General features: G+C 46.3%; 21 protein-coding genes. 5 read left to right on the forward strand and 16 right to left on the reverse strand.

The window, feature by feature from the left end; genetic code table 11:
- Positions 1–6 precede the first annotated feature (6 nt).
- From cgtA to rplU, 3 genes are all read right to left on the reverse strand, one after another.
- The gene (gene cgtA / locus L1N97_RS13870; protein WP_226751991.1) at positions 7–1164 is read right to left on the reverse strand and encodes an Obg family GTPase CgtA; all 1158 of its coding nucleotides are present in this window, start codon (positions 1162–1164) and stop codon (positions 7–9) included.
- A gap of 133 nt (positions 1165–1297) precedes the next feature.
- A complete protein-coding gene (gene rpmA, locus L1N97_RS13875) occupies positions 1298–1555 on the reverse strand; it encodes a 50S ribosomal protein L27 (RefSeq protein ID WP_226751990.1) in 258 nt (85 codons plus the stop codon).
- Positions 1556–1570: 15 nt separating this feature from the next.
- On the reverse strand, positions 1571–1879 hold the full coding sequence (gene rplU / locus L1N97_RS13880) for a 50S ribosomal protein L21 (RefSeq protein ID WP_226751989.1): 309 nt from the start codon (positions 1877–1879) through the stop codon (positions 1571–1573).
- Between the two features lie 466 nt (positions 1880–2345).
- Between rplU and ispB the strand changes: the two genes are divergently transcribed.
- Positions 2346–3317 (forward strand): octaprenyl diphosphate synthase, encoded by a 972-nt coding sequence (gene ispB, locus L1N97_RS13885; RefSeq protein WP_226751988.1) that lies wholly within the window; start codon positions 2346–2348, stop codon positions 3315–3317.
- A 68-nt stretch (positions 3318–3385) separates the two neighbouring features.
- Here ispB and mdh read toward each other — a convergent pair whose 3' ends face one another.
- A complete protein-coding gene (gene mdh / locus L1N97_RS13890; protein ID WP_236130194.1) occupies positions 3386–4324 on the reverse strand; it encodes a malate dehydrogenase in 939 nt (312 codons plus the stop codon).
- A gap of 219 nt (positions 4325–4543) precedes the next feature.
- Here mdh and argR point away from each other — a divergent pair, with 219 nt between their 5' ends.
- Positions 4544–5011 (forward strand): transcriptional regulator ArgR, encoded by a 468-nt coding sequence (argR, locus tag L1N97_RS13895; protein WP_226751986.1) that lies wholly within the window; start codon positions 4544–4546, stop codon positions 5009–5011.
- On the opposite strand, the gene L1N97_RS13900 is transcribed toward argR, so the two are convergent.
- The 8 genes from L1N97_RS13900 to L1N97_RS13935 form a co-directional block, all read right to left on the reverse strand.
- Positions 4994–5950: a Dyp-type peroxidase gene (locus L1N97_RS13900; protein ID WP_236130195.1), complete on the reverse strand. Its 957-nt coding sequence runs from the start codon at positions 5948–5950 to the stop codon at positions 4994–4996. The two genes, argR and L1N97_RS13900, sit on opposite strands and share 18 nt — an antisense overlap.
- A gap of 1156 nt (positions 5951–7106) precedes the next feature.
- Positions 7107–8375, reverse strand: a complete 1269-nt coding sequence (locus tag L1N97_RS13905) for an ammonium transporter (RefSeq protein WP_229587533.1) — start codon at positions 8373–8375, stop codon at positions 7107–7109.
- An 11-nt stretch (positions 8376–8386) separates the two neighbouring features.
- Complete coding sequence (gene glnK / locus L1N97_RS13910) at positions 8387–8725, reverse strand: P-II family nitrogen regulator (protein ID WP_226751983.1); 339 nt, start codon at positions 8723–8725, stop codon at positions 8387–8389.
- A gap of 174 nt (positions 8726–8899) precedes the next feature.
- The gene (locus L1N97_RS13915; protein WP_236130196.1) at positions 8900–9289 is read right to left on the reverse strand and encodes a YacL family protein; all 390 of its coding nucleotides are present in this window, start codon (positions 9287–9289) and stop codon (positions 8900–8902) included.
- 303 nt (positions 9290–9592) lie between these two features.
- Positions 9593–12190: a bifunctional aconitate hydratase 2/2-methylisocitrate dehydratase gene (acnB, locus tag L1N97_RS13920; protein ID WP_236130197.1), complete on the reverse strand. Its 2598-nt coding sequence runs from the start codon at positions 12188–12190 to the stop codon at positions 9593–9595.
- A 297-nt stretch (positions 12191–12487) separates the two neighbouring features.
- Complete coding sequence (locus tag L1N97_RS13925) at positions 12488–14557, reverse strand: M13 family metallopeptidase (RefSeq protein ID WP_236130198.1); 2070 nt, start codon at positions 14555–14557, stop codon at positions 12488–12490.
- A 96-nt stretch (positions 14558–14653) separates the two neighbouring features.
- Positions 14654–15787, reverse strand: a complete 1134-nt coding sequence (ppk2, locus tag L1N97_RS13930) for a polyphosphate kinase 2 (RefSeq protein WP_236130199.1) — start codon at positions 15785–15787, stop codon at positions 14654–14656.
- Positions 15788–15820: 33 nt separating this feature from the next.
- Complete coding sequence (locus L1N97_RS13935; RefSeq protein ID WP_226751978.1) at positions 15821–17332, reverse strand: DUF3612 domain-containing protein; 1512 nt, start codon at positions 17330–17332, stop codon at positions 15821–15823.
- Positions 17333–17474: 142 nt separating this feature from the next.
- Here L1N97_RS13935 and L1N97_RS13940 point away from each other — a divergent pair, with 142 nt between their 5' ends.
- Together L1N97_RS13940 and L1N97_RS13945 are read left to right on the forward strand one after the other, a co-directional pair.
- Entirely contained in the window at positions 17475–17969 is a 495-nt protein-coding gene (locus L1N97_RS13940) for a malate synthase (RefSeq protein ID WP_229587557.1), read from the forward strand.
- 144 nt (positions 17970–18113) lie between these two features.
- The gene (locus tag L1N97_RS13945; protein WP_236130200.1) at positions 18114–18776 is read left to right on the forward strand and encodes a hypothetical protein; all 663 of its coding nucleotides are present in this window, start codon (positions 18114–18116) and stop codon (positions 18774–18776) included.
- A 34-nt stretch (positions 18777–18810) separates the two neighbouring features.
- Here L1N97_RS13945 and L1N97_RS13950 read toward each other — a convergent pair whose 3' ends face one another.
- Together L1N97_RS13950 and L1N97_RS13955 are read right to left on the reverse strand one after the other, a co-directional pair.
- Positions 18811–19329, reverse strand: coding sequence for a hypothetical protein (locus tag L1N97_RS13950; protein WP_229587561.1), 519 nt, complete (start codon positions 19327–19329; stop codon positions 18811–18813).
- Between the two features lie 305 nt (positions 19330–19634).
- Positions 19635–20471: a patatin-like phospholipase family protein gene (locus L1N97_RS13955; protein WP_229587563.1), complete on the reverse strand. Its 837-nt coding sequence runs from the start codon at positions 20469–20471 to the stop codon at positions 19635–19637.
- A 441-nt stretch (positions 20472–20912) separates the two neighbouring features.
- Here L1N97_RS13955 and L1N97_RS13960 point away from each other — a divergent pair, with 441 nt between their 5' ends.
- A complete protein-coding gene (locus tag L1N97_RS13960) occupies positions 20913–22667 on the forward strand; it encodes a S8 family peptidase (RefSeq protein ID WP_329605559.1) in 1755 nt (584 codons plus the stop codon).
- Between the two features lie 36 nt (positions 22668–22703).
- Here L1N97_RS13960 and L1N97_RS13965 read toward each other — a convergent pair whose 3' ends face one another.
- Complete coding sequence (locus tag L1N97_RS13965; RefSeq protein WP_229587565.1) at positions 22704–23903, reverse strand: anhydro-N-acetylmuramic acid kinase; 1200 nt, start codon at positions 23901–23903, stop codon at positions 22704–22706.
- A 96-nt stretch (positions 23904–23999) separates the two neighbouring features.
- Entirely contained in the window at positions 24000–24986 is a 987-nt protein-coding gene (locus tag L1N97_RS13970) for an alpha/beta hydrolase (RefSeq protein WP_236130201.1), read from the reverse strand.
- Positions 24987–25010: the final 24 nt, after the last annotated feature.

Genomic DNA, 25010 nt, shown 5'->3' on the forward strand with positions numbered 1-25010 from the left:
GCTAACTCAGCGCTGATAAATCACTTCGACATCATAGTCATCATCGTCGAAATCATCGTCGTCATCCAAGTCATCTTCCAATGCTGCCGCTTCTTCGTGGTAATCATCCCACTTAAAGGTAACAGGATCAGCAATAGGATCAGCGACTTCTTCGGCAGGTAATTCTTCAATGTAACTTAAGATATCTTTAGATAAACGCGCGGTGTTTTCACGTGACGCGGCTGAAATCTTAAAGACCGGGCCTTGCCAATCAATGGCTTTAGTGACCTCAGCAATGATTTCATCTAACTCTTCTTCTAATACTAAATCCAGTTTATTAAATACTAACCAGCGAGGCTTCGCCGCTAATTTTGTACTGTATTTATGTAATTCTTCAATGATGGTTTTGGCATTCTCGGCCGGATCGGAACCGTCAGCAGGCAACACATCCACCACATGTAATAACAAGCGACAACGTTCTAAATGCTTTAAGAATTGGATCCCCAAACCCGCACCTTCTGCAGCACCGGCAATTAAACCAGGAATATCGGCAATCACAAAAGAGCGATGAGATTCAACCCGTACTACGCCTAAATTAGGCACTAAGGTGGTAAAAGGATAATCGGCCACTTTCGGTTTAGCTGCTGACACGGCGCGGATTAACGTTGATTTGCCCGCATTGGGTAAGCCTAACAATCCTACATCAGCTAACAATAATAATTCTAAGCGTAAATTACGGATTTCACCTGGCGTACCATTGGTTTTTTTACGTGGCGTGCGGTTTGTGCTACTAGCAAAACGCGCGTTACCTAAACCATGCCAACCGCCTTTAGCGACCATCAGCTTTTTACCATTTGCCGTTAAATCGCCAATCACTTCTTCCGTATCGGCATCCACAGCACGCGTTCCAACAGGCACTCTTAATACTAAGTCGGCACCCCGTTTACCGGTACAGTTAACGCTACCGCCGTTTTCACCGCGTTCAGCTTCGTGAAACTTTTCAAATTGGTAGTCTACCAAGGTGTTAAGGTTTTCATCTGCTAGTAGGTAAACATCACCACCATCACCACCGTCACCGCCATTTGGGCCGCCTTTGGAAATAAACTTTTCCCGTAAAAAACTGATAATACCGTTACCGCCGTCGCCGGCTTCAACACGGATTATCGCTTCATCAACAAACTTCATGAGGTGCGTCCTGATTAACTGTGATCTGGTTTGACTTAGTTTTACTGTTGCTCAGTATAACGCATGTCAGACAGTGGAGAAAATTTATAATAAAAAACCCCGCTCTAGGCGGGGTTTTTTGTAACCATCCAGCTTACTCGCTGACGATGCTTACATATCTACGATTGTGCTCGCCTTTCACTTCAAACTTCACTTTACCTTCAGTTAAAGCGAATAAAGTGTGGTCTTTACCGATACCAACATTGCTGCCTGGGTGGAATTTAGTACCACGCTGACGAACAATAATGCTACCAGATAAAACTGATTCACCACCAAAGCGCTTAACACCTAAGCGTTTAGCTTCTGAATCGCGACCGTTACGAGTGCTACCTACACCTTTCTTACTTGCCATGTGTCGATACTCCTGTTACGCGCTGATGCTGGTGATTTTCACTTCAGTGAACCATTGACGATGGCCCATCTGTTTACGTGAATGCTTACGACGACGGAACTTGACGATCTTAATCTTATCGCCACGGCCATGGTTGACCACTTCCGCTACTACTTTACCACCTTCAACTAAAGGGGCGCCGATACTGATTTCTTCGCCATTAGCGATCATCAGTGGGATAAATTCGATTTTTGCGCCGGTTTCTAAGTCTAGTTTCTCTAGACGAAGAGTTTGACCTTCCGTCACACGGTGCTGTTTGCCACCACTTTGGAAAACCGCGTACATAGTTAACTCCGTACAAAGCACGCCAACGCTTTTAAATTTAAGGGGCGTGTTAATTCAATTCACAGGGCGCGAATTGTACGCAATTTCCCCCAGTGCCGCAAGCACAATTATTAAAAAGATCTGGCTGTGGTCATTCTAACGCAGCAAGGCCTGTTCAGCCAACTTCAAGGCGGTTAGGGCTAGGCGCGGCATTGCGGGTAGAAAGGGATTATTTTCAGCTGCTGCAACAGCGCATTGGCCGCCTTAGCACCGCCCCAAAAGATCAATTCTGGATGTCGTTACAGGCTTTTGCGCACCGCTAAAACGACATTTAAAGGCTTAACGTTAGTGCTGTTTACTCGCAAGCCGAACATTTATCAGAAAAGGGGATCCGTACTATCGCCGAAAAGGATCCAGATTTCATTTTAGCCCGCAGTTTGAATAGTGTAGAATCATCAGCATTCATTACTTTAGCAGTTAGAAGCAGATGACGCTCGACGAAATACAGCAACTCTCCGCAGACGATATGGCCGCGGTCAATCAGCATATTTTTTCTCAGCTTAGCTCTGATGTGGCGCTGATTAATCAACTGGGTATCTACATTGTAAATAGTGGTGGCAAACGTTTGCGGCCGTTATTGGCGGTACTGGCCGCCAGAGCCTTGGGCTACCAAGGAACACAACATCTGAGCATTGCTGCTATTGTGGAGTTTATTCATACCTCCACTTTGCTACATGATGACGTCGTCGATGAGTCGACTATGCGCCGTGGCAAAGAAACCGCTAATGCACTGTTTGGCAATCAAGCCAGCGTGTTAGTCGGCGACTTTTTATACAGCCGCTCTTTTCAAATGATGGTTGAGCTGAACAATATGCGCGTAATGCAAGTATTAGCGAATGCCACCAATATCATTGCAGAGGGTGAAGTATTACAGTTGATGAACATCAACGACCCTACCACTACTGAAGAAAACTACCTGCAAGTTATCTACTGCAAAACAGCAAAATTATTTGAGGCCGCTACCCAACTTGCCGCCATCATCGCTGCACAGCCCGACTCGGTTGAACAAGCCATGAAAGCCTATGGCATGCACCTAGGCACGGCCTTTCAGTTAATTGATGATGTATTAGATTACCAAGCCGATGCCGCTGAACTGGGCAAAAATATTGGTGATGACCTTGCCGAAGGTAAACCCACACTGCCATTAATTCATGCGATGCGTCATGGCTCAGCCATACAACAACAATTGATTAGCGATGCGATTACCGAGCGCAATGGTATGCAGCATTTGCCAGAGATTATGGCCGCGCTGCACGAAACGGGCGCTTTTGATTACACCCGGCAGCTAGCGCAGCAAGAAGCATTAAAAGCGCAACAGGCTTTAGCCGAGTTAGCACCTTCGCCTTTTAAGCAGGCTTTAGTTGCCTTGGCAGACATTGCGGTGTCACGCAGCCATTAAGGCTTTATCAGGGCCACTCATCGCAATAAAAAAGGCGCTTTAAGCGCCTTTTTTAAACTGAGTTAAACTTAGTTTTTGTTGACAAACTCTTCGCCTAAAGCGATGTCTGCTTTTAACGTTCCCAGCATATCGTTCATGGCTTTTTCTTCAAAAGCACTTAATTGACCGATTGGCAGTAATTGCTCAACGCCGTTTTTACCCAGCACTAATGGCTGAGCGAAGAAACGTGCATGTTCACCCGCACCTTCAACGTAAGCATATTCATTTACTGTTTCGCCCTGTAAACCTTTCACTAAAGAAATACAGAAACGCGCAGCGGCCTGACCCATTGATAAGGTTGCTGATCCGCCACCGGCTTTTGCTTCAACAACTTCGGTACCCGCATTTTGGATACGCGTTGTTAAGGCTGCCACTTCATCATCGCTGAAGCTCACGCCAGAAACTTGAGACAGTAAAGGCAGGATCGTTGTACCGCTGTGGCCACCTATTACTGGCACAGTGATTTCAGTTGGGTTTTTACCTTTTAAGGCTGCAACAAAGGTTTCAGCGCGGATCACGTCCAGTGTAGTTACACCGAATAAGCGACGTGCATCATAAGTACCGGCTTTCTTGAACACTTCTGCCGCAATGGCCACAGTGGTGTTCACTGGGTTAGTGATAATACCGACTAACGCTTTAGGGCACTGCACAACGATAGCTTCAGCTAATGTTTTCACGACGCCAGCATTGATGTTGAACAGATCAGAACGATCCATACCCGGCTTACGTGGCATGCCCGCAGGGATCATCACGATGTCGGCACCGGCTAATGCCGTGTTCAGATCTTCTTTACCATAACCCGTTACGTTTACTGCTGTAGGAATGTGGCTCAGATCAACCGCAACACCAGGAGTAACAGGAGCCAGATCATATAAGGCTAAGTCTGTGCCGGCAGGTAAATCTAACTTCAGTAACAACGACAGTGCCTGGCCAATACCACCGGCAGCACCTAATACGGCAACTTTCATGCTTCTCTCCAATTATACAGTTCAGAATAACCGCGCCAACAATACTGAAATGACGCTCAAAATACAAATGTCTTACGCCTAAAGTCTAAGCCTTTTTTCAGATAAAGTAGACAGATGTCACCTACCGCAGCTTAACCAAGCTATTTTAGCGCAGTCACTGCTATTGTGGCGTTAAATTTGATAGTATCAAACACAGTAAATATTGCTGAACCGAGAGCCATGACCAAACAAAACCGCCAAGAAGCCCTGATCCATGCCTTTAAAGCCTTGTTAAAAACAGAAAGCTTCGGCTCTCAAGGTGAAATTGTTGATGCCCTCAAGCATGATGGCTTTGACAATGTAAGCCAATCAAAAGTCTCGCGCATGCTGAGTAAATACGGCGCGGTTCGTACCCGTAATGCCAAACAAGAAATGGTTTACACCTTACCGCCTGAACTGGGCGTACCGACGACCAAAAGCCCATTGCGTCAGCTGGTACTGGATATTGAACATAACGATGTGATGATTATCATCCGTACCAGTCCCGGTGCCGCACAACTTATTGCGCGCTTGCTGGATTCTGTTGGCAAAGCCGAAGGCGTATTGGGTACTATCGCTGGCGACGATACCATTTTTATCGCGCCGATCAGCGTGAAAAATATCGATTTTACCTTACAAAAAGTCACCGAATTATTCGAGAAGGTGTGATGATTGCGCCGTAAATTCACCGCGGGCGGCGGCTTCCATAAAAGTGATTGAAGGGACAAAAAACGCCGCTGCAAGATCAATACGGCAAAAATCGAGTAAGCCATCGTAAATACCCGATTGCTGTAAACCCAATTTACTGCGCCAGAGCCGACTAAAAACATCACTTTCGGCACTAAAACATACTTGTAATGCACCTTGCGTATGCAAACTGGCATAAGGCATGTTTTGCTCGAGCAACATCGCATTATTTGGCGCTAATACCACATGTTGTGCCGTTAAATGACTACTACGGATTTCAGCATCCGCTGCGCACTTTTTACCATCGAGCTTTTGATAACCCATGATGGCTTCTTGTTGCTCCGTGCTTAATTGTAACCAATGTTTTTGATCTAACTGTAATCGATAAAAATAAAGATAACTGCCACCAGCAAAAACAGGTTCGTTAAGCGGATCCACAAGCGCCGCTTTGCGCCGCTTGATGCCGCGTGGATTCGTTGGGGCATCGATAAAGCCCGTTAATTGCCGACCGTCCAGATAGCGGAACCCTGATAAATTTTCGACAATTTCGACATTAGGACTAATCAACTGATAGATTTGTTGCAGCGCGATGTAATTAACATCAGTCCGATCTGAGCGCACTTGGATGAATAAATCCGCCATACTGTGGCTCACTTGAAAATGCTCTGAGCGAAACTCGGGAAACGCACTAAGACCGGCCGGCCGCTGCCAAGGATACAGGCTATCCCAAAAATGACTACTAATGGCGACCACACCGCTGAGCATGGCTTCGGAGAAGTGATCGGCTAAACGATTTATTATCTGCGGCAGCCGCGTTAGTTTTTGCCGCAGCATGGCTTCTTGGCCATCTAACACATTGATGAGCAGATAACTGCCATGTAAATTCGCTTCTGCACAAATTCCTAATTGTTCGCGTGCCATGTCGTTCCTTCAGTGTTTTCTGTCACCATTATCGCTTGCTAAAGTAGAAGGTCAATCCCCAGTGTGACTAATCGCCTGCCTTTGTGTGCGAGATCTCTCACAAAGCAGGTAGCCAAAGCGCTTTATATCTGCACGAATTAGAAAGCTTTTAATTTAAACTATTGATATTAAATATCTATTTTTGATTTTCACTTTATTGCAAAGATAAGACAATTTTTCCAATTACAGAAAACCCCTCCTGTTTTATGCTGATAAAGGCATAATGAACACATCGAAGGAACGATAGCTGAAAGGATTTCAGTTGCAGCAAGGTCGCGGTACAGGATGTTCCCGGTAATGGATATTACCAGATGCAGGATAGCACAGGGACAGCATTAGGACATCTTCAGGATGAAGAAAACTCGGCAGGATGAAAGAGTAAGAACGGACAGCCTTGGATGGCAATATTTCGCTTGTAGCTGCAGGATGCGGCCAGGCAGACAGTAATAGGGATAACGCTATTGTCGCGGGATCAGTCATCGGAGATGACGGCAGGATGCACCTTCACACCGCGGATTTTAGTGTGACAAGGACACTGACATGATGTCAGCGAGTAATGGATACGCTTGCAGGATGCAGCACGGAAGCACTTTTCAGTCGATTAAGGAATGATCACTGCAATGGATGCAAAATTGAAACTGGGCCGCACTTGTGCGGCCTTTTTCTTTTATGCTATTGGCCATCTTAATCTATTACTCAGCAGAAATTGTCTGGCTTAGCCTGCCCCCTTTATGCACTTTTCCGCGGTCTCATCGCACAACAGGTTCAATCTGCTACTACCGCAACCCCCTTACTTTTAGCACGATGACAGACTGACTATTCACGCTCAGTTTGTTGTTATCAAACGTTCTCAGCCCATGCTGTTAAATACGAAACCGGGTAACCCTGCTTAGTAAACATGCAGCATGGCCCTACTGAATTAAAGCACCTTTACGTTGTTAATCGCGTTTCTTGCACATAAAAAAACCCCGCTGCCAGTAGCAACGGGGTGTCAAATAGGACAAAGGACAAGGATAGACAGAGGTGGGTCACGTTTAGTGTTGCTGGCTAGAAACTAAGTTTACTGATGCCAACAACACAGGCTCTTGGAGGGTGCCACCGACACCCGCCAAGCTGCTTACTTTACCGAGGCAACAAACTCAGGGTAGGCTTCAATACCACACTCAGAGCTGTCAACGCCTTCATATTCTGCTTCTTCGCTAACTCGAATACCCATAACCAGTTTCAGGACATACCAAGCGATGAAGCTTGTTACGAATACCCAAACGAAGATGGTTAAAGCACCAATGATCTGGCCACTGAACGTGCTGTCAGAGTTCGTGATAGGCACTAACAACAAACCAAACAGACCGATAACACCGTGTACAGAGATAGCACCGACTGGATCATCAATTTTTGCTTTATCTAACGCCAGGATTGAAGCAACCACTAACACACCAGCAACAGCACCGAATAAAGTGGCTTGTAATGGCGATGGAGTAGAAGGTTCAGCCGTAATCGCTACCAGACCCGCTAAGGCACCGTTTAAGGCCATGGTTAAATCAGCTTTACGGAATAACAGCACTGAGGTAATCAGCGCGGCAACAGCACCAGCAGCAGCAGCGGCATTGGTATTTAAGAACACCATAGCAACACTGTGAGCATTGGCAATATCACCCAGTTTTAATACTGAGCCACCGTTGAAACCAAACCAACCCATCCACAATACTAAAGTACCTAAGGCTGCCAAAGGCATGTTGGCGCCAGGGATAGCGTTGACTTTACCGTCTTTACTGTATTTGCCTTTACGAGCACCTAACAAAATAACACCCGCTAAAGCTGCAGCAGCACCCGCCATATGTACAATGCCCGAACCCGCAAAGTCAGAGAAACCTAAGTCGCCCAAGTTGTATAAACCAAATACGTCTTTACCGCCCCAAGTCCAGCCACCTTCAATAGGGTAGATCACGCCGGTCATCACAACCGCGAACACTAAGAAAGCCCATAACTTCATCCGCTCAGCAACGGCGCCTGACACGATTGACATGGCAGTAGCAACAAACACGACTTGGAAGAAGAAGTCAGATGCACCAGAGTAAACTGAGTCACCCGTAAAATCATTTTGTTCTGCAAAAGAGGCTAAGGTGGCATCGACGTCGATTTCTGCAATACCTTGTAAGAAGATACCGCCATCGTACATAAAGTAGTAACCACACACTAAATACATAATGCAGGCAATAGAATAAAGCGCGACGTTTTTAGTTAAAATTTCAGTGGTATTTTTAGCACGGACTAAACCCGCTTCTAGCATGGTAAAACCGGCGGCCATCCACATGACCAACACCCCACAAATTAAAAAGTAGAAGGTGTCCATGGCAAACTGTAAGTGATAAATTTGTTCTTGCATGTTAAGGCTCCTTAAATCGCTTCGGCGTCGGTTTCACCCGTCCGAATACGGACGGCTTGTTCGAGGTTGTAAACGAAAATTTTTCCGTCACCTATCCGACCGGTATGAGCCGCTTTTTGAATGGCTTCAAGTAAACGTTCTACCTGATCATCTTGGGTCGCAATTTCCAGTTTTACCTTTGGCAGGAAATCAACCTGATACTCAGCTCCACGATATAATTCGGTGTGGCCTTTCTGCCGACCAAAACCTTTTACTTCTGTCACCGTTAAACCTTCTACACCAATGTCCGCGATGGCTTCACGAACATCATCCAGTTTGAACGGCTTGATGATGGCACAAACAAGCTTCATGATGGTTTTCCTTATCGACTAATTTTTGTGATTGCACCGTTATATAAGAAAACCTTGTGCCAACTTTTATTTACTGATAAAAAACAATAACTTAAGCAGTTATCGCCAAATTCAAAGCAAAAAAAAGCACCATAATGGTGCATTTATTCCCGTAGACTGTGCAGCTCTCTTCGCTTAACCGCCGCTTAAAAACTGCTGCCAGGCCTGTAGCAGTTTCACAAAATCTTCCAAACCACATTGGGTTTGCATGCCATGATCATCCAGCGATAACGCTTCTTCATCAAGCTCGGCTGAGGTATGTTGCCTCGTGTCCCCCGCTTCATAAAATAGGGTGTTATGCCTTAAGGTCACCTCGGCATGTTCCACTTCGAGTAGATATTCTTTTCCTTGGTAGCGCAAAGTGTCATAGGCTTTTAAGGCCTGCAATTGGCTTAACAGCGGTTGATAGGCCGAAGCTTGCTGGCCAAATTCGTCCAATAAAAAGCGCGCTAACACATCGTGTTCAGCACTGAGTTTTAAGCTAAATTGCCGGGTGGCCCGATCATAAGTAAAGTCGTATTCCATGCACTATTCCGTTAACACGCACTGTCAGAGCGCCCGCGGCACAAGCCACAGCAGTTAGGCGTATCGTATTTGTTTGAGGCGAAGAATTTTACCTGATTTCATGCGGCTTGGTTGGCTAAATAGCAGGTTTTATGCGCTAAGCCAGTCAATAGCGGCAGTTAGCACAGTACTGATTAAGTCGACAGGATAACCGACACGGCTCAGCAGCCTTGTCACCCAGTGCGATTTCAGCCGTGACTTTGTAGGAAGATTGCGTATAAAAAAGGCCTGCATTCAGCAGGCCTTGTGCAAACAGTTTGCTGACTACACAGCTTGCTGAATAATCACGTTGTCTGCTTTTTTAGTGTATTGCGACATCTTATGGAAGTTCAGGTAACGATAAGTATCGGCTGCCGTAGCATCGATCTGTTTCGCGTACTCTAAGTATTCCGCTACTGTCGGTAACTTACCGATAATAGAAGCGACCGCAGCTAACTCGGCTGATGCTAAATAAACATTCGCACCCTGACCTAAACGGTTCGGGAAGTTACGAGTAGACGTTGAGACGACTGTCGACTTCTCAGCTACGCGAGCTTGGTTACCCATACACAGTGAGCAACCTGGCATTTCAGTGCGCGCACCGACTTTACCGAAGATGCTGTAGTAACCTTCTTCCGTTAACTGTGCTTGGTCCATCTTAGTCGGCGGAGCGATCCATAACCGCGTGGGCAACTGGCCTTTATATTTGTCCAGTAATTTACCCGCAGCACGGAAGTGACCAATGTTGGTCATACAAGAACCGATAAACACTTCATCAATCTTGTCGCCTGCTACTTCAGACAATAAACGCGCATCATCTGGATCGTTTGGTGCGCATAGTACCGGCTCTTTAATGTCAGCGAGGTCAATTTCAATCACTTCAGTATATTCTGCATCAGCATCAGCAGACATTAACTGTGGATCTTTCAACCAAGCTTGCATCGCTTGAATACGGCGCTCGATAGTACGAACATCACCATAGCCTTCAGAAATCATCCACTTCAACATCACGATGTTTGATTCAAGATATTCGGCAATGGATTCTTCTGACAACTTAATAGTACAACCGGCAGCAGAACGCTCCGCAGACGCATCTGATAATTCAAAAGCTTGCTCTACCGTTAAGGTTGGTAAGCCTTCAATTTCTAAAATGCGGCCAGAGAAGATATTCTTCTTACCTTTCTTATCTACCGTTAACAGACCTTTTTGGATCGCCACGTACGGAATGGCATGCACTAAGTCACGTAAGGTAATGCCTGGCTGCATTTCGCCTTTAAAGCGGACTAATACCGATTCAGGCATATCAAGCGGCATAACACCCGTTGCCGCAGCGAAAGCGACTAAGCCTGAACCCGCTGGGAACGAAATACCAATTGGGAAGCGTGTATGCGAATCACCACCCGTACCCACTGTATCCGGCAGTAACATGCGGTTTAACCAGCTGTGGATAATACCGTCACCTGGGCGCAGTGCCACACCGCCACGATTCATAATGAAATCTGGCAGCGTATGGTGGGTGTCAACATCAACGGGCTTCGGATACGCGGCCGTGTGACAGAAAGACTGCATAGTTAAATCGGCGGTGAAGCCTAAACAGGCTAAGTCTTTTAATTCATCACGGGTCATGGGGCCAGTCGTGTCTTGCGAACCTACGGTGGTCATTTTCGGTTCACAGTAAGTACCGGGACGCACGCCTTTCACGCCGCAAGCTTTACCTACCATTTTCTGCGCTAAGGTGAAGCCTTTGCCAGAATCTGTTTTGGGTAAGGGACGACGGAATTTGTCTGAATGACCTAATTTTAAAAACTCACGAGCACGGTCAGTTAAACCACGACCGATAATTAATGGAATACGGCCACCGGCACGAACTTCATCAATTAAAACGTCAGTTGCTAAGCTGAACTCGGCTAATACTTCGTCAGTGCCATGGCGAACCACTTTGCCTTCGAATGGCAGAATATCGATCACATCGCCCATTTCTAACTTGCTAACATCGACTTCGATAGGTAATGCGCCAGAGTCTTCCATGGTGTTGAAGAAGATAGGAGCAATTTTGCCACCTAACACAAAACCACCGCCACGCTTGTTTGGCACGTAAGGAATATCATCACCCATAAACCACAATACCGAGTTAGTGGCAGATTTACGTGATGAACCCGTACCCACTACGTCACCAACATAAGCCAGTGGGTAGCCTTTTTTATTCAGTTCTTCTAGCTGCTTAATTGGGCCAACAGTACCTGGCTCATCCGGGTTGATGCCTTCACGGGCATTTTTCAACATGGCTAAAGCGTGCAGTGGGATATCTGGACGTGACCAAGCATCTGGTGCTGGTGATAAATCATCCGTGTTGGTTTCGCCAGACACTTTAAATACGGTAACCGTAATTTTCTCAGCTAAAGCCGGTTTTGCTTCAAACCACTCGGCATCGGCCCAGCTTTGAACGACTTGCTTCGCATACTCGTTACCCGCATCGGCTTTGTCAGTAACATCATGGAAAGCATCAAAAATCAGTAAGGTGTGCGATAACGCTTTAGCAGCGATCGGCGCGAGCTTGGCATCATCTAATAAACTGATTAGTGGCTCGATGTTGTAACCACCCATCATGGTACCTAACAACTCGGTAGCACGCTCAGCGTCGATTAACGGGCTGGTTGCTTCGCCTTTAGCGAGTGCGGCTAAAAAGCCCGCTTTTACATAGGCAGCTTCATCAACACCTGGTGGTACGCGGTTGATAAGCAAATCTAAAATGAATTCTTCCTCACCTTTTGGTGGGTTTTTCAAAAGCTCAATTAAGGCAGCTACTTGCTCTGCGTTTAACGGCTTGGCAGGGATCCCTTGTTCGGCGCGTTCGGCCACGTGTTCACGATATTCTTGTAGCACAGTAATGTCCTCTCAGTCGTTGCTTTGCAGTCTGGTCACTGCAACGTCATGCTGTTGAATGTATGGGCTCAATTATAAGAAAGATCAAGGCAAAAGCCTAATAGCATAATAACTGACCTGCTTATACTGATTATAACTTTGCTGAATACAAAGGGTCAGTCATACTCATTTTATTTATAGTGGACCGACCAAACATACTAAAAAGCTGCGCCTGTCATACCTTGCCTCTTGCAAAGATCGAACAGGTCGCAGCCGCAGTGTAGCAGAAGTATGCTGACTTTGCTTAAGCGCGAGTGGTTACCAAATTTTTACGCGTTGCGCTTCTGGCAGATACATCGCATCGCCTTCTTTAATATCAAATGCCGTATAAAACTCAGGCATATTCGGCAATACACCAATTACCCGATAATGCGCAGGTGAATGCGGGCCGGTGCTTAATTGCCGACGTAACGCCTCTTCACGGAACTTAGTACGCCATACCTGCGCCCAGCTAATAAAGAAGCGTTGTTCACCGGTAAAGCCATCTAAAGTTGGCGCGTCTTTACCCGCTAATGACAACTGATACGCTTTTAACGCGACGGTCATGCCGCCTAAGTCACCGATGTTTTCGCCTAAGGCCACAGCACCGTTCACATTGACACCGGGTAAAGGTTCAAAGTTGTTGTACTGACCAATCAGCTTAGCACCCCGTGCTTGAAATTGTGCTTTATCTTGTTCAGTCCACCAGTTACGTAAGTTACCGTCGCCATCGTACTTTGCGCCTTGGTCGTCAAAACCATGACCAATTTCGTGACCAATCACCGCACCGATACCGCCATAGTTGACGGCGTCATCCGCTGCCATATTGAAAAATGGCGGCTGTAAAATAGCCGCTGGGAACACAATTTCGTTGTTCACAGGGTTGTAGTAGGCATTAACAGTTTGCGGCGTCATAAACCATTCGTCTTTATCGATAGGCTGGCCTAACTTGCTGGTCATCTCTGCATAAGCCCAATGACTGGCTCTAACAAAGTTACCCACTAAATCATCTGCTTTAATCTCTAAGGTGGAATAATCTTTCCACTTGTTTGGGTAACCAATTTTTGGTGTGAATTTGCTCAGTTTATCCAGCGCAGCAACTTTGGTTTCTTCGCCCATCCACTCCAGGTTTTTGATGGAGACTTCATAGGCTTTAATGACATTGGCCACCAGCTGTTCCATCCGCGCTTTGGCTTCTGGGCTAAAATGCTGTTCAACATACAACTTACCGGTTAACTCACCTAAAACCTGATCAGCCGCGTCTACCGCACGTTTCCAGCGTGGCTGTTGTTCTTGAATACCGCTTAAGGTTTTGCCATAGAACTCAAAACGACGATCAGCAAAGTTGCTGCTGAGTTTGTCAGCAAAGCCATTAATCGTTTTGCTGGTTAAATAATCTTGCCAGCTTTGCAGATCTGTCTGTGCAATCACTTTAGCTAATCCAGCAAAGTAAGACGGCTGACGCACAATCAGCTCATCCACGTTGTTTAACTGCATGGCCTTGGCATAGGCCTGCCAATCAAAGCTGCCCACTAAGCTGTCTAATTCGCTGGCGGCAATTTTATTGTAAGTTTTGTCGGCATTGCGATTATCTAAACGTGTCCAGTGATGTTCCGCCAAAGCTTTTTCTAGGTTATATACCCGCATCGCCGCTGCTTTTGCATCAGGTGCGCCAGCAAGCGCAAACATATCGGTTAAATAGGTTTGATATTGATTGATGATCGTCAGCGAGGCTTCATCGTCTTTAAAATAGTAATCACGATCCGGTAAACCTAAACCACCTTGATTGAGGTAAACCGCATATTCGGTAGAGTTTTTTGCATCATTATTGATAAACCAACCAAAAGGAATACTAACGCCATCACGCTGTAAACTCGCGAATAATTCAGCTAACTGCGCTTTCTCTTTTAACCCTTTAATCGCGTCTAATTGTGGTGTTAAGGGGGATAAACCTAATTCCTCAATCACGCTTTCATTCATAAAGCTATTGTAAAAACTGCCCAGTTTCTGCTCATCAGAGCCAGCAACTAAATCGGTTTTCGCTGCAACTTGATCGATAATATCTTTGACCGCTTGTTGTGAGCGATCGGCTAATACGTGAAAAGAGCCATAAGTTGCTTTATCTGCAGGGATCGGGGTTTCGGCTAACCATTTACCATTAACCGCTAAAAAGAAGTCTTGGCTAAAAGCGACGTTTTCATCAAAGTTTTGTTGATCAATACCAGACACCAAAGGTGCTGCGGCAACTTGGCTTTGTGTCGTTGTTTCTGGCGTTGTCGGCTGTTTACTGCAAGCCGTTAAACCTAATGCTAGCGCAACAGCGCCAGCAACGAGTGTACATTTTTTCATTCTTATATCCTGTTCTACATGGAGGTTGTGCGCATCATCTTACGCGCTATGTTCAGTGTTGCCAATTTGCGCCAATGACTAAGTTGTAACAAGGTATTAAACCGATGGCTCAGTCGACATCGCATGCTCTCCCAGTTCGAAAATCACACTGGCCCGCCCCACTAATAGCGGATCGGGCGCACAAGCCACTTCGGCATTGCGATTATGATACGGCAAGCATTGCAATACATAACGCAACGCATTAAGCCGTGCCCGTTTTTTACAATCTGACTTAATAACTGACCAAGGGGCGTAGGACGTGTCAGTGTTGGCAAACATGGCTTCTTTTGCATGGGTGTACTCATGCCATTTGTCTAACGAGGCAAGATCGACCGGGCTCAGTTTCCACTGCTTAAGCGGATGCGCTTCACGCTCGGTAAAACGACGCCGTTGCTCGTCTTGACTGACCGAAAACCATAACTTTATTAAATGAATACCACTGCGCACTAAATGCCGTTCGAACTCGGGCGCTTGTATCATAAATTCTTGATACTCATCATTGCTGCAAAACCCCATAACATGCTCAACGCCTGCACGGTTATACCAAGAGCGGTCAAACAACACGATTTCACCCTTTGTGGGCAACTCAGCCACATAACGTTGAAAATACCATTGGCCTTGCTCTGCCTCACTGGGCTTGTCTAACGCTACAACCCGAGCACCACGTGGATTTAAATGTTCCATAAAGCGTTTAATGGCGCCGCCTTTCCCTGCCGCATCGCGCCCTTCAAATAAAATCACCACCCGCTGCCCGGTTTCTTTCACCCAACGCTGCAACTTCAGTAATTCGACTTGTAAATGATATTTTTGCTTTTCATAGGTTTTACGATTTAAGCGATTGACATATGGATAACCGCCTTCGCGCCAATTGGAGGTTAACTCGGTATCGGCTTTTTCACGGCGTTTTTCACTTAAGATTGATTCTCCACGATTCAAGGCTTTGCTTAATTCAGCTAAATCGTCCGGCGAGACCCCTTCTAACATCGCCAGTAAATGCTCAGACAATTTGTCCATATCACCGGCAGCTTGAGCGGCAATAATATCTTCTATTGCCACGGCTTTTGCTTGTTGGCTGGCGGTGAGCCGTTGCTCTACTTGCTCGGCAAGCACGTCATGCTGGGCCGCGGTAGTGGTGTCTGGTTGCACTTTTTTAGGGGGTGGCGTTGCGGCCATCTGTGGTTTTTTGCTCATGCTAAATCCTTTGTTTCTGCATAACGTTGCGCTTTATTTCGTGAGCGCAGGGCATTGATAGCAACTTGGAGAGCGAGGGCAACTACCTCCTCTGGCACAGATTAATTGTGCTGGTTTGCTCATGCTGCGACTAACCCAATTAATATTTAAGATATTGGCTACCCGTTTTAATGTGGTCTGGATCGACTGCGGCACCACGGCCGCACCACCATATTGCTGACACCGCGCTTTCATATCTTGTGCTAAGGCCGCAGCATCCAGCCCTTGCGCATTAAGCGCGGGGTTGAGATCAATGCCAGCACACAACACATGCTGATTGCCGGCTAAGTCTTGTACCTTGGTCGATTCGCAACAATAGATCCGTGGCTCACCTTGCACATCTAACAGCGATAATTGCGCCGAACTGCCACTGTCTTTAACCTCAAACATGCGAAACACGGCCCAATGCTGGCAAGGGTCGACCACTTGGCGCATATTGCCCCAAGGCAGAGGGATGCCATTACCACGATACACCGCCTTTAATTTACCGGGGCTGTATGCATCAAAGTAATGCCAATGCGGATAAGGTGACACCGCGGTCATGCGGCGCATCGCCACCGAAGCCGATACCTCGGCTTGCAAATGACTGGCAATTTCATAACCACGCCGCTCTAATAATTGCCGAAACGCTTGCTTTGGACACAACAAGGCGCCAGCAAAAAAGCTCGATTCAAAGTCACGCCACGCATGCAAAATATCTTGCGGTGCCATAGTGCTACTATCGGCAAACACATCATCATGCGCCCCGCCTACCGCCATCGCGTTTTTTACGCCATCTTTGTTATGTAAAACGGCATGGCCAATATGCACAGCTAATTCATACTTTAAGCGAGTAGGCCACTGCTGCAAAATACGATTTAAATGTAAGCTATTGGGCGGTACAAAAAAGGAAGTACCAATATTATTAGATTTCACACCTAATTCATCAACGAGCTCGCGTGGCACTTCATCAAACCACTGAATTTTTAAGCCTAACTGCTGCACTATCGCCATGAGCTCATCGACAGATAAAGGTAGACGTTTTTGCCCTACCTCTTCGGCGGCACGCTCTAATTCCGGAAAATGATTCTGGTGATGCTCCTGATGCGCCCGAATCAACAGTTGCGCAAACTGCCGACCACTGGTACCAGTTTGTGACAACATTTCTGGGATAGCAATTTGCAAAATATCGGGGCTGAATAAAAAGCTCGGCTCTAATGGCATACCATTAAGGCCACCTTTTGCGGTCTTGGGCAGCACTAAATCTTGCTCTTCAGCCTCACCGTCTAAAAACCAATCTAAGTCTTTTTGAAAAACCTGCGCGATAACTTCCAGCATTTCGATACTGGGAACCCGTTTACCACGCTCGATCATCGATAAATACGATACCGACGGCGCCGACTCAGGATTAACACGCACACAACGTGTCGACAGATCTTCTATCGTTAAGTTATTGCGTTTTCTCAGGTTTCTAATTTTAGTGCCCAAGAAATGTGATTTTCGGATCAAGCTTTTATTTATTTTCATTTTGTAAAATTTACACTGTGAAATTTTTATTGTGAAATTATGCTTAAATTTAATCTAGACTGTTTTTCAAGCGATAGCAAAACTATCTGCAATAAAAGCCTTATCAGAGGCTCCACACTTCGTACCCGATGAGGAAATAATTATGACGACGTTAGCCACTTCAACACAGCCGATACAAATCGATCACGATATTACGATGATCACGCAACTGAACGACAGCCATGTAAAACAGATCATGGATTACTCTAAAGGCTTTTTGGATAAAACCTTTCCTTTGGCTCACGGTTCGCACAAGGCAGTAGCCAGCTATGTCGTATATTACCAACAGTTACTGGCCTTTTTCGTGGATGGCAGCACCAGTGGCCTAGCGGATCCAGCGCAATTTATTGGCTTAAATGGTCACCGTGAAGCACCTGAGTCGTTGTTACTGCAAAACCAAGGTCGCCATGTTGAGTTGATTTTGAATAAAAGTGGCAGCCAAGGTCAGCGTGACCTAGCGGGTATTGATGATATTCAATTACAAACCACCGATCCGGTATGTCATTGGTTTAGCATGATCACCGGCCGGCAAGTCAGTTGTCGTTGCCGTGGTGATAAAAGCTTCACCGCCAAAGATGGCAGTACTTATCAAATTTAACGCCACATCATGACCAAAAGCGCAGCAAATTGCTGCGCTGCGTGTTTCTAGCTTCAGGCAGCCTATTCAAAAAATTGACCACCCCTGCCAGCACTGCTATTAATAAACAATTATTTTTCAAGTTGGCAACTTTGTGAGATGACGATGCGTAAATCACTGCTTTGGGTATTGCTTGCACTAATCGCTATATTCAGTGCCTTTCAGGCGGGAAAGTGGATAGGTAAAAATATGGCGCTGCCAGTGCCAGAACATTTACCGGCACCAACAACCGCAATCGAAACTGAAGCAGCCATCTCCAGTTCTGCTTTAGCAAGCACCGTTAAGGCCTTGCCCGACACGGTAAATAAAACAACGGATACACCTGAAACTACTGAGGGAAGTCACGATTTTACCGGCACTGTAGAACCGTTCGATTTACGCCAAGTGCTGCCACAAACAGACGGCAGTGCTTCGATTGAGCTGAACCAGGCTTTTTTATCGCTGAGTAAAGCACAGTTACAAGAGGCGATGTGGCTACTAGAGCAACACGTTACTCATACCAGCAGTTATGATCGCCAAAAACGACTACAGCAACAATTACAAGCCGTACAGTTGGGGCAACTGCAGCAGCTCAATTGTTCCGACTCACTTTGTGTTGCCTTGTTAACCTTTAACGATGCGTCAGCGCAAAAAGCAGCAAACCTGACACTGGGTTTGCTTAGCTTGCAGGAACAAGGGCAATCCACTTTATTACAAAAAAATACTTCGCAGCATTATGCCAGCTTCTTACTGTTATACGGCTGGCCATCACCCAAAAAAAACGCCTGACACTAAGCCAGGCGTTGTTTGTAGCAAACTCAAGTTATTCTGCCGTTTGCATTGCGATTTCTTGACCTTCATTGATACTGAAGGTTAAACGCTCTAAGTTAGCCGCTGTTAAAGCGGAATCGTTTAAACGTACTGCTAGCATAAAGTCTTGTAATGCCGCCACTTTGTCACCGGCTAATAACTTAATCACACCACGGTTGTTTAACGCTAAAGCGCGCATTTCACGTTTAGCTGAGCCCGTAACCGCTTTTAAGGTTGCGGCACGATATACGGCGTTGTCACACGCTGTGGCGGCTAAGTCTAATTCGTTCATCCGGCTATAAGCGACACATAGACTAACTTGGCCATAAAACGACTCAGTGTCAGCCTGCGACGGCGCTTGGGCGGAAGCAATGGCTTTGTCATACTGACCTGCCTGAATAAATTCAGCGCCAGGTGCATTGTCAATTAAAGCCATCTTGTAGCCCGTGCTCGCGGCAGAAGCGAGTAATGGACTTGACGACAACAGTACCACCGCCATACGGGTAATAAATTTACGAGTTGAAATAGTCATGTCTGGTCTCTCCTGCAAAATTAATTTGATGTGCCGTTATTGCTGGGCACGTAATAAAGTTACAAGATCCTGTAAGTTCCGACAAACGAGAAGAAATGAATGAATAGATTAATTAAATTAATCTATAATAGAAAATTTCAAGAACGCTTTATCATGAAAAATATAAACCAATAAAATCAATACAATAAAGACATACCACAACAAGTGGAAGTAAGTGGCATTTAGGTTATCCATAATTAAAGCAATACGAAAATTAATAAAAATGTAATTTAATTTCATTTTTATCGGGCTATATAGCCGCTTGCTCAAAACAATTTTGGAAGTTTTTTCGGTACAATCGCCATGGCAGTGCTATAGCCCTGTTCATATAAGCGCTGTTTTTGTAACGTGCTTAAATCAAAATTGACCGCAGAAATATTGCCGGTATTGACCACTATCGTGTTGTGCCAATACTCAGCGTGGACATATTCTCGCGATACCGCATTCATAAAGGTTTGAATGAGCATCTGTAAATAAGAGATGATGGGTAAGAAACGCCGTTGCTGAATGGGCCGATAGCCTGCTTCACTTTTTAAGCGAAAACTGACTAAGGGTATCCCCCGACCAGACCAATCGCGATGCAAGGCATCTTCTGACAAGATCACACCATCGGTAAGGACATGCTCTCCATAACGTTTAAATGAAAAAAATATCGGTATCGACATCGAAAAGCGGATGGCTTTAGCTACTTTAAGATCAGGTGTTAACTGGCGATTAAAGACGACCGGCCCACCGCCACTGATATCGGTAGCGAGCACATGCAAATCAATCGCCAAGTCAGCGAAAGTACGGCCCTCTAGTTGCTGATCGAGCCAGTCTTCAAACCGATCGCCATTACATAACCCCCCAGTGCGCAGTAAGGTGGTAATAGAAACCCCCTTAAACACCCGAAAATCGGTATCTAAAGCCAATTGCGCAATACGCTCTAGCGGCCAACCTGCGGCACAAAAAGCAGCAACCACACTGCCACCGGAAACCCCCACCAGATGCCGATAATGTAACTGCATATCCGCTAAAGCTTGTAATACGCCTATATGACAACTTAATCGGGTTCCCCCGCCGGAGAGGATAGGTACAATTTCATTCTTATGTTCATCAGGCATATACGCTTAACCTCACCACTATGCTGTTGAGTATGGCGCATTAGACTAGGCTGTCCAGTGCAAATCAACATAGCCCTCTTCATCTGCTAATACCAAATAACTAGTTGATATTGTACTAGCTGCGCTTTCTTTAGATTCAATTAGCTCTCCAAATAAAAATTCTATAACTATTTAGAATAAAACCTCCATGTTACAAAATATTTACAGTTTCAATTAAACAGGCGTAACTTATGACTTGTTCCTTTTTTTATTATGCTAAAAAAAGACCTTTTTTGGGGCCGCATACCGCTACAGCTACATAAGCAGCTCATTTTATACAGATTTTGCTGATTTACAGCTACGCCAAGTTTGTCCTATTAATAATAGCGGTGTTGCGAAGTTGTCATTTTTTCGCATCACCGTACATCCAGGTAATAACGATATTATAAAAAAGGTCAAACCATGCTTACTCAGAAGTTTAAATTAACGGCAATAGCCGTGCTTTGTTTACCCGGCGCGTTATTCAACGCCGCAGCGCTCGCTGATCAGGATAGCGACACTTCAACTGGCCCTGTTACCCGCGTGATCATCAAATATAAAGAAACCAACACCGATACCATGCTACAGAGCTTGCCAGCCACCATGGCTCAGCAACGCAAAGCCGAACGGATGCAAGCAAAAGCCGAGCGCTTTAGTCAACGCGCGGGTGAAAAAATAAAATTTGTGCGCGAAACGGCCTTAGAAAAACATGCCGTGTTCAGTGCCGAGCGCCGCTTATCCGCCGCGGAGACTGAGGCATTACTCCATCAATTGGCTCAAGATGATGATGTAGAACTGGCCGAAGAAGACATGTTACTGCAACCGACCCTTGCACCTAATGACACCCAATATGCGAACCAATGGCATTATTATGAAAACACCGGCGGCATCCGAGCGCCAGCCGCTTGGGACAATGCAACAGGCCAAGGCGTGGTGGTGGCGGTACTGGATACCGGCTATCGGCCTCATGTGGATTTAAATGCCAACCTCTTACCAGGCTATGACATGATCTCTGATGCCTTTATTGGTAACGATGGTAATGCCCGCGACAGCGATGCCCGCGATCCGGGTGATTGGACGAATGTCGGCGAGTGTGGCGGTGGTCAACCAACGTCATTTAGAGCGTCCAGTTGGCATGGCACCCATGTTGCCGGTACTGTGGCCGCAGTCAGTAATAATAATACTGGCGTTGCCGGTGTTGCCTTTAACGCTAAAGTGGTGCCGGTTAGAGTCTTAGGTAAGTGTGGTGGCTACACCTCCGATATCGCAGACGGCATTATCTGGGCATCAGGGGGCACGGTGTCTGGTGTACCCGCCAATGCGAACCCTGCCAGCGTCATTAACATGAGCTTGGGTGGCTCTGGCAGCTGTAATAGCACCACCCAAAACGCCATTAACCAAGCGCGCAGCCGCGGTACGGTAATAGTGGTTGCCGCTGGCAATGACAATGGTAATGCCAATAATTTTAACCCAGGTAATTGTACTGGTGTGGTCAATGTTGCTTCAACTAACCGCCAGGGTGGACGCGCTTACTACTCCAACACTGGCAGCAGTGTCGATGTCGCTGCACCGGGTGGCGCTATGTCCTCTTCCAATGATCCGAGTGGCGTCTTATCTACTTACAACAGCGGTTCAACGACACCTGCCAATGACAGCTATGGGTACAGCCAAGGCACATCGATGGCCGCACCACATGTTGCCGGTATCGCCGCGTTAATCAAGCAAGCCAAACCGAACGCCACCCCGGATCAAATTGAAGATATTCTGAAAACCTCAGCCCGTAGTTTCCCTGCAAGCTGCTCAGGTTGTGGTGTCGGCTTAGTTGATGCCAATGCCGCGGTGCTTGCCGCAACAGGCTCGGGATCAGGCGCCACAGGCAGTAGCAGTACGTTGCCAAATCTGTCTGCTAGTCGCAATAACTGGTTGCATTACACCATCGACATACCGGCCGGCATGCAGAATTTTACTGCCAGTATCGCTGGCGGAACGGGGGATGCCGATCTGTACGTCAGACGCGGCGCGCGGCCAACCACCAGCAGCTTTGATTGTCGTCCCTATTTACAGGGAAACAATGAAACCTGCAGTATCAGCAACCCCGCCGCGGCAACTTGGCACATCAGCATTCGTGCCTATAGTACTTTTAGTGGCGTAACCTTAAACGTCAGTTACAATCCTTAAAAAGCTAGGCGACGGTGCAAGCCGTCGCTTTATTGATTAATCTGCAAAACTGATTTTGCCCATGCTAATACTGGGAAAGCCGGTTGCCGCGTCGGCAAAGGGCTGCTCGCCTCCGGCGATACATTCGTTGGCTAATAAAGCAAATAACACAGCTTCTTTCGCATCAGGATGAATCGTTAACGCGGCGGTGGTCGCAAAACGAAAACCGGGTAAACCGTCTGCTAATTGTTGCATTAATAATGGGTTATGAATGCCTCCGCCACTGGCATAAATGACACAATTATTTGGCAGAATAGCGTGTCGGATCGCATTAATAATAGTGTCGGCACTGAAACGATTTAACGTTGCCATCACATCGGCAGCCGCTAAATTTAGGGTGTTACTTTGTTGTTGAGCTTGGTACAAGTAGCCCAGATTAAATAACTCAGGGCCAGTGGTTTTTGGCATAGCCGCAGCAAAGAATGGCGCTTGTTGCAACGCGTTTAATAAGGGCTCAGACACCTTCCCTTGATAAGCTAAATGCGCACCTTCGTCATATTGCACCGAGGGCTGCTGCTGCCGGATATAAGCGTCCATCAGCGTATTACCTGGGCCGATGTCACTGCTAAAGACTTCTGTTGCCCGTAAATTGGCGGGTAACCAGGTTAAATTAGCGATACCCCCGATATTGAGCATAATGCGATTTTCATCAGCGGCACTAAATAACAAATAATCACCGTACACGGCTAAAGGTGCGCCTTCTCCTCCTGCCGCGATATGCTTTTGCCGAAAGTCACTGACAGTGGTAATGCCGGTTGTTACCGAAAGATGATCAGCATCACCAATTTGTAAGGTGCCATTGCCCCAACGTGGATCCTGATGTTGCCGCTGAGGACAATGAAAAATGGTTTGGCCATGGCTGGCAATTAAATCAATATCAAGCGGGGTTAATTGCCACTGCGCCAAGCACTGCTTTACCATCTCACCATGTTGTTGGCCGATCCAGGCGTTGAGTAAGGTCACATGTTGCAGGTCAACATCCCGTTTTGAAAAAACCGCGCGTACTCGCTCACGATAATCGTCTTGGTAATTCAGTGTGGTATGTTGCTCTAACACTAATTTCGTTTGAAGCCCTGCACCACTGACACGGCATAACGCCACATCTAAACCATCTAATGAAGTACCACTCATTAAGCCAATAATGCGCCGCTCTGTTTTCGCCGCGCTCTGATAGAGTTTTTTGATATGGTTGTGCATACTTTACCTGCTATAGATCTGCTAAATATAAGCGCACTAAAAGGCTATGGTGCGAAGCTCACGAAAAAAGATTGACCACGAACGCTAGCCTTTGGTTTAGCGCAATTGTGTAGCAGGAATTAACGCTAACCATTGTTGCACCCATTCGTGTTCTTGCTGGCTAATCACACTCATCAAAGCATGATGACGATCCGCAACTTGCTGTACATGAAATTGTGGCTCTTGCCAGCCAGCATAAAATTGATAAGGGGCAATTAAATCGTTATCTGCCGTTAAGATCAATGTTGGCATTGTGAAATGGGCTTTATAATGTTGTAGATCGGTTTGCGCCACGCTAACTCCGGCTTTAGCCAAGGCGAGCTTAGCAGCCTCAACGAGCTGCTGCTCTGAGAAAACCTTGCGATACCAACGCTCACTCATGGCAACATAACCTTGCAAAGCCATATCAAAAGACTGCATCGGCGCTTGTAGCATGACGCCAGCAACCTCTTGTTTGCTTGCCAATAAATGAGCGGCACTAAGTGCGCCCATCGAGTTCGCTACAATAAGTAAAGGGCCATCACTTCTGCGCTTTGCTGTCAGTTGTTGTAAAAATGCAGCATCCGCTACGCCAAAGGCAACATCACCATCACTTTCGCCATGCCCCAGCAGATCAGGCACCAAAACTTCAAAGCCTAAATACTGAAAATATAACGCACTTAATGCTAACCATTCCTTACTGCCTCGATAACCATGTAACAATAACACGGTACCTTGGCGCGGTATCAGGTCGGCTCGATTAATCTCTAATGCTAAAACACTTTTCGCCGCATTGACTTCGGCATTCATACTGAACTTTAACCGCTCGGCGGGTTCAGCCACAGGCTGTATTTGCCAATAACGCATACAAAGCTCACTGCCAACGCAGATCTGTTGCAACTTAGGATTTAGCCGCTGCAATACTTCAGGTTTAATAGCTGGGGCAGCGTAACTTTTACTTTGATGAATACGCTGCGCTAATACCTGTGCACAACCGGCTAAACTACTAAGCCCTAGTAATAGCAAAGCCATTTTGGCGTAAGGTGTGATATGCGCTTTTAACATGCAAACTCCTTTGCGGTATATCCG

The sequence above is a fragment of the Rheinheimera sp. UJ63 genome (genome assembly GCF_021568285.1).
In the GTDB taxonomy this organism is placed as follows: domain Bacteria; phylum Pseudomonadota; class Gammaproteobacteria; order Enterobacterales; family Alteromonadaceae; genus Alishewanella; species Alishewanella maricola.

Excerpts from the sequence above, each read along its gene's own strand:
- L1N97_RS13950 (WP_229587561.1), bottom strand. The coding sequence starts at position 19,329 with ATGACTATTTCAACTCGTAAATTTATTACCCGTATGGCGGTGGTACTG.
- L1N97_RS13915 (WP_236130196.1), bottom strand. The coding sequence starts at position 9,289 with ATGGAATACGACTTTACTTATGATCGGGCCACCCGGCAATTTAGCTTA.
- L1N97_RS13935 (WP_226751978.1), bottom strand. The coding sequence starts at position 17,332 with ATGAAAATAAATAAAAGCTTGATCCGAAAATCACATTTCTTGGGCACT.
- L1N97_RS13965 (WP_229587565.1), bottom strand. The coding sequence starts at position 23,903 with ATGCACAACCATATCAAAAAACTCTATCAGAGCGCGGCGAAAACAGAG.
- argR (WP_226751986.1), top strand. The coding sequence starts at position 4,544 with ATGACCAAACAAAACCGCCAAGAAGCCCTGATCCATGCCTTTAAAGCC.
- rpmA (WP_226751990.1), bottom strand. The coding sequence starts at position 1,555 with ATGGCAAGTAAGAAAGGTGTAGGTAGCACTCGTAACGGTCGCGATTCA.
- L1N97_RS13955 (WP_229587563.1), bottom strand. The coding sequence starts at position 20,471 with ATGCCTGATGAACATAAGAATGAAATTGTACCTATCCTCTCCGGCGGG.
- ppk2 (WP_236130199.1), bottom strand. The coding sequence starts at position 15,787 with ATGAGCAAAAAACCACAGATGGCCGCAACGCCACCCCCTAAAAAAGTG.
- mdh (WP_236130194.1), bottom strand. The coding sequence starts at position 4,324 with ATGAAAGTTGCCGTATTAGGTGCTGCCGGTGGTATTGGCCAGGCACTG.
- L1N97_RS13945 (WP_236130200.1), top strand. The coding sequence starts at position 18,114 with ATGCGTAAATCACTGCTTTGGGTATTGCTTGCACTAATCGCTATATTC.
- L1N97_RS13940 (WP_229587557.1), top strand. The coding sequence starts at position 17,475 with ATGACGACGTTAGCCACTTCAACACAGCCGATACAAATCGATCACGAT.
- L1N97_RS13905 (WP_229587533.1), bottom strand. The coding sequence starts at position 8,375 with ATGCAAGAACAAATTTATCACTTACAGTTTGCCATGGACACCTTCTAC.
- L1N97_RS13900 (WP_236130195.1), bottom strand. The coding sequence starts at position 5,950 with ATGGCACGCGAACAATTAGGAATTTGTGCAGAAGCGAATTTACATGGC.
- ispB (WP_226751988.1), top strand. The coding sequence starts at position 2,346 with ATGACGCTCGACGAAATACAGCAACTCTCCGCAGACGATATGGCCGCG.
- rplU (WP_226751989.1), bottom strand. The coding sequence starts at position 1,879 with ATGTACGCGGTTTTCCAAAGTGGTGGCAAACAGCACCGTGTGACGGAA.
- cgtA (WP_226751991.1), bottom strand. The coding sequence starts at position 1,164 with ATGAAGTTTGTTGATGAAGCGATAATCCGTGTTGAAGCCGGCGACGGC.
- L1N97_RS13970 (WP_236130201.1), bottom strand. The coding sequence starts at position 24,986 with ATGTTAAAAGCGCATATCACACCTTACGCCAAAATGGCTTTGCTATTA.
- glnK (WP_226751983.1), bottom strand. The coding sequence starts at position 8,725 with ATGAAGCTTGTTTGTGCCATCATCAAGCCGTTCAAACTGGATGATGTT.
- L1N97_RS13925 (WP_236130198.1), bottom strand. The coding sequence starts at position 14,557 with ATGAAAAAATGTACACTCGTTGCTGGCGCTGTTGCGCTAGCATTAGGT.
- L1N97_RS13960 (WP_329605559.1), top strand. The coding sequence starts at position 20,913 with ATGCTTACTCAGAAGTTTAAATTAACGGCAATAGCCGTGCTTTGTTTA.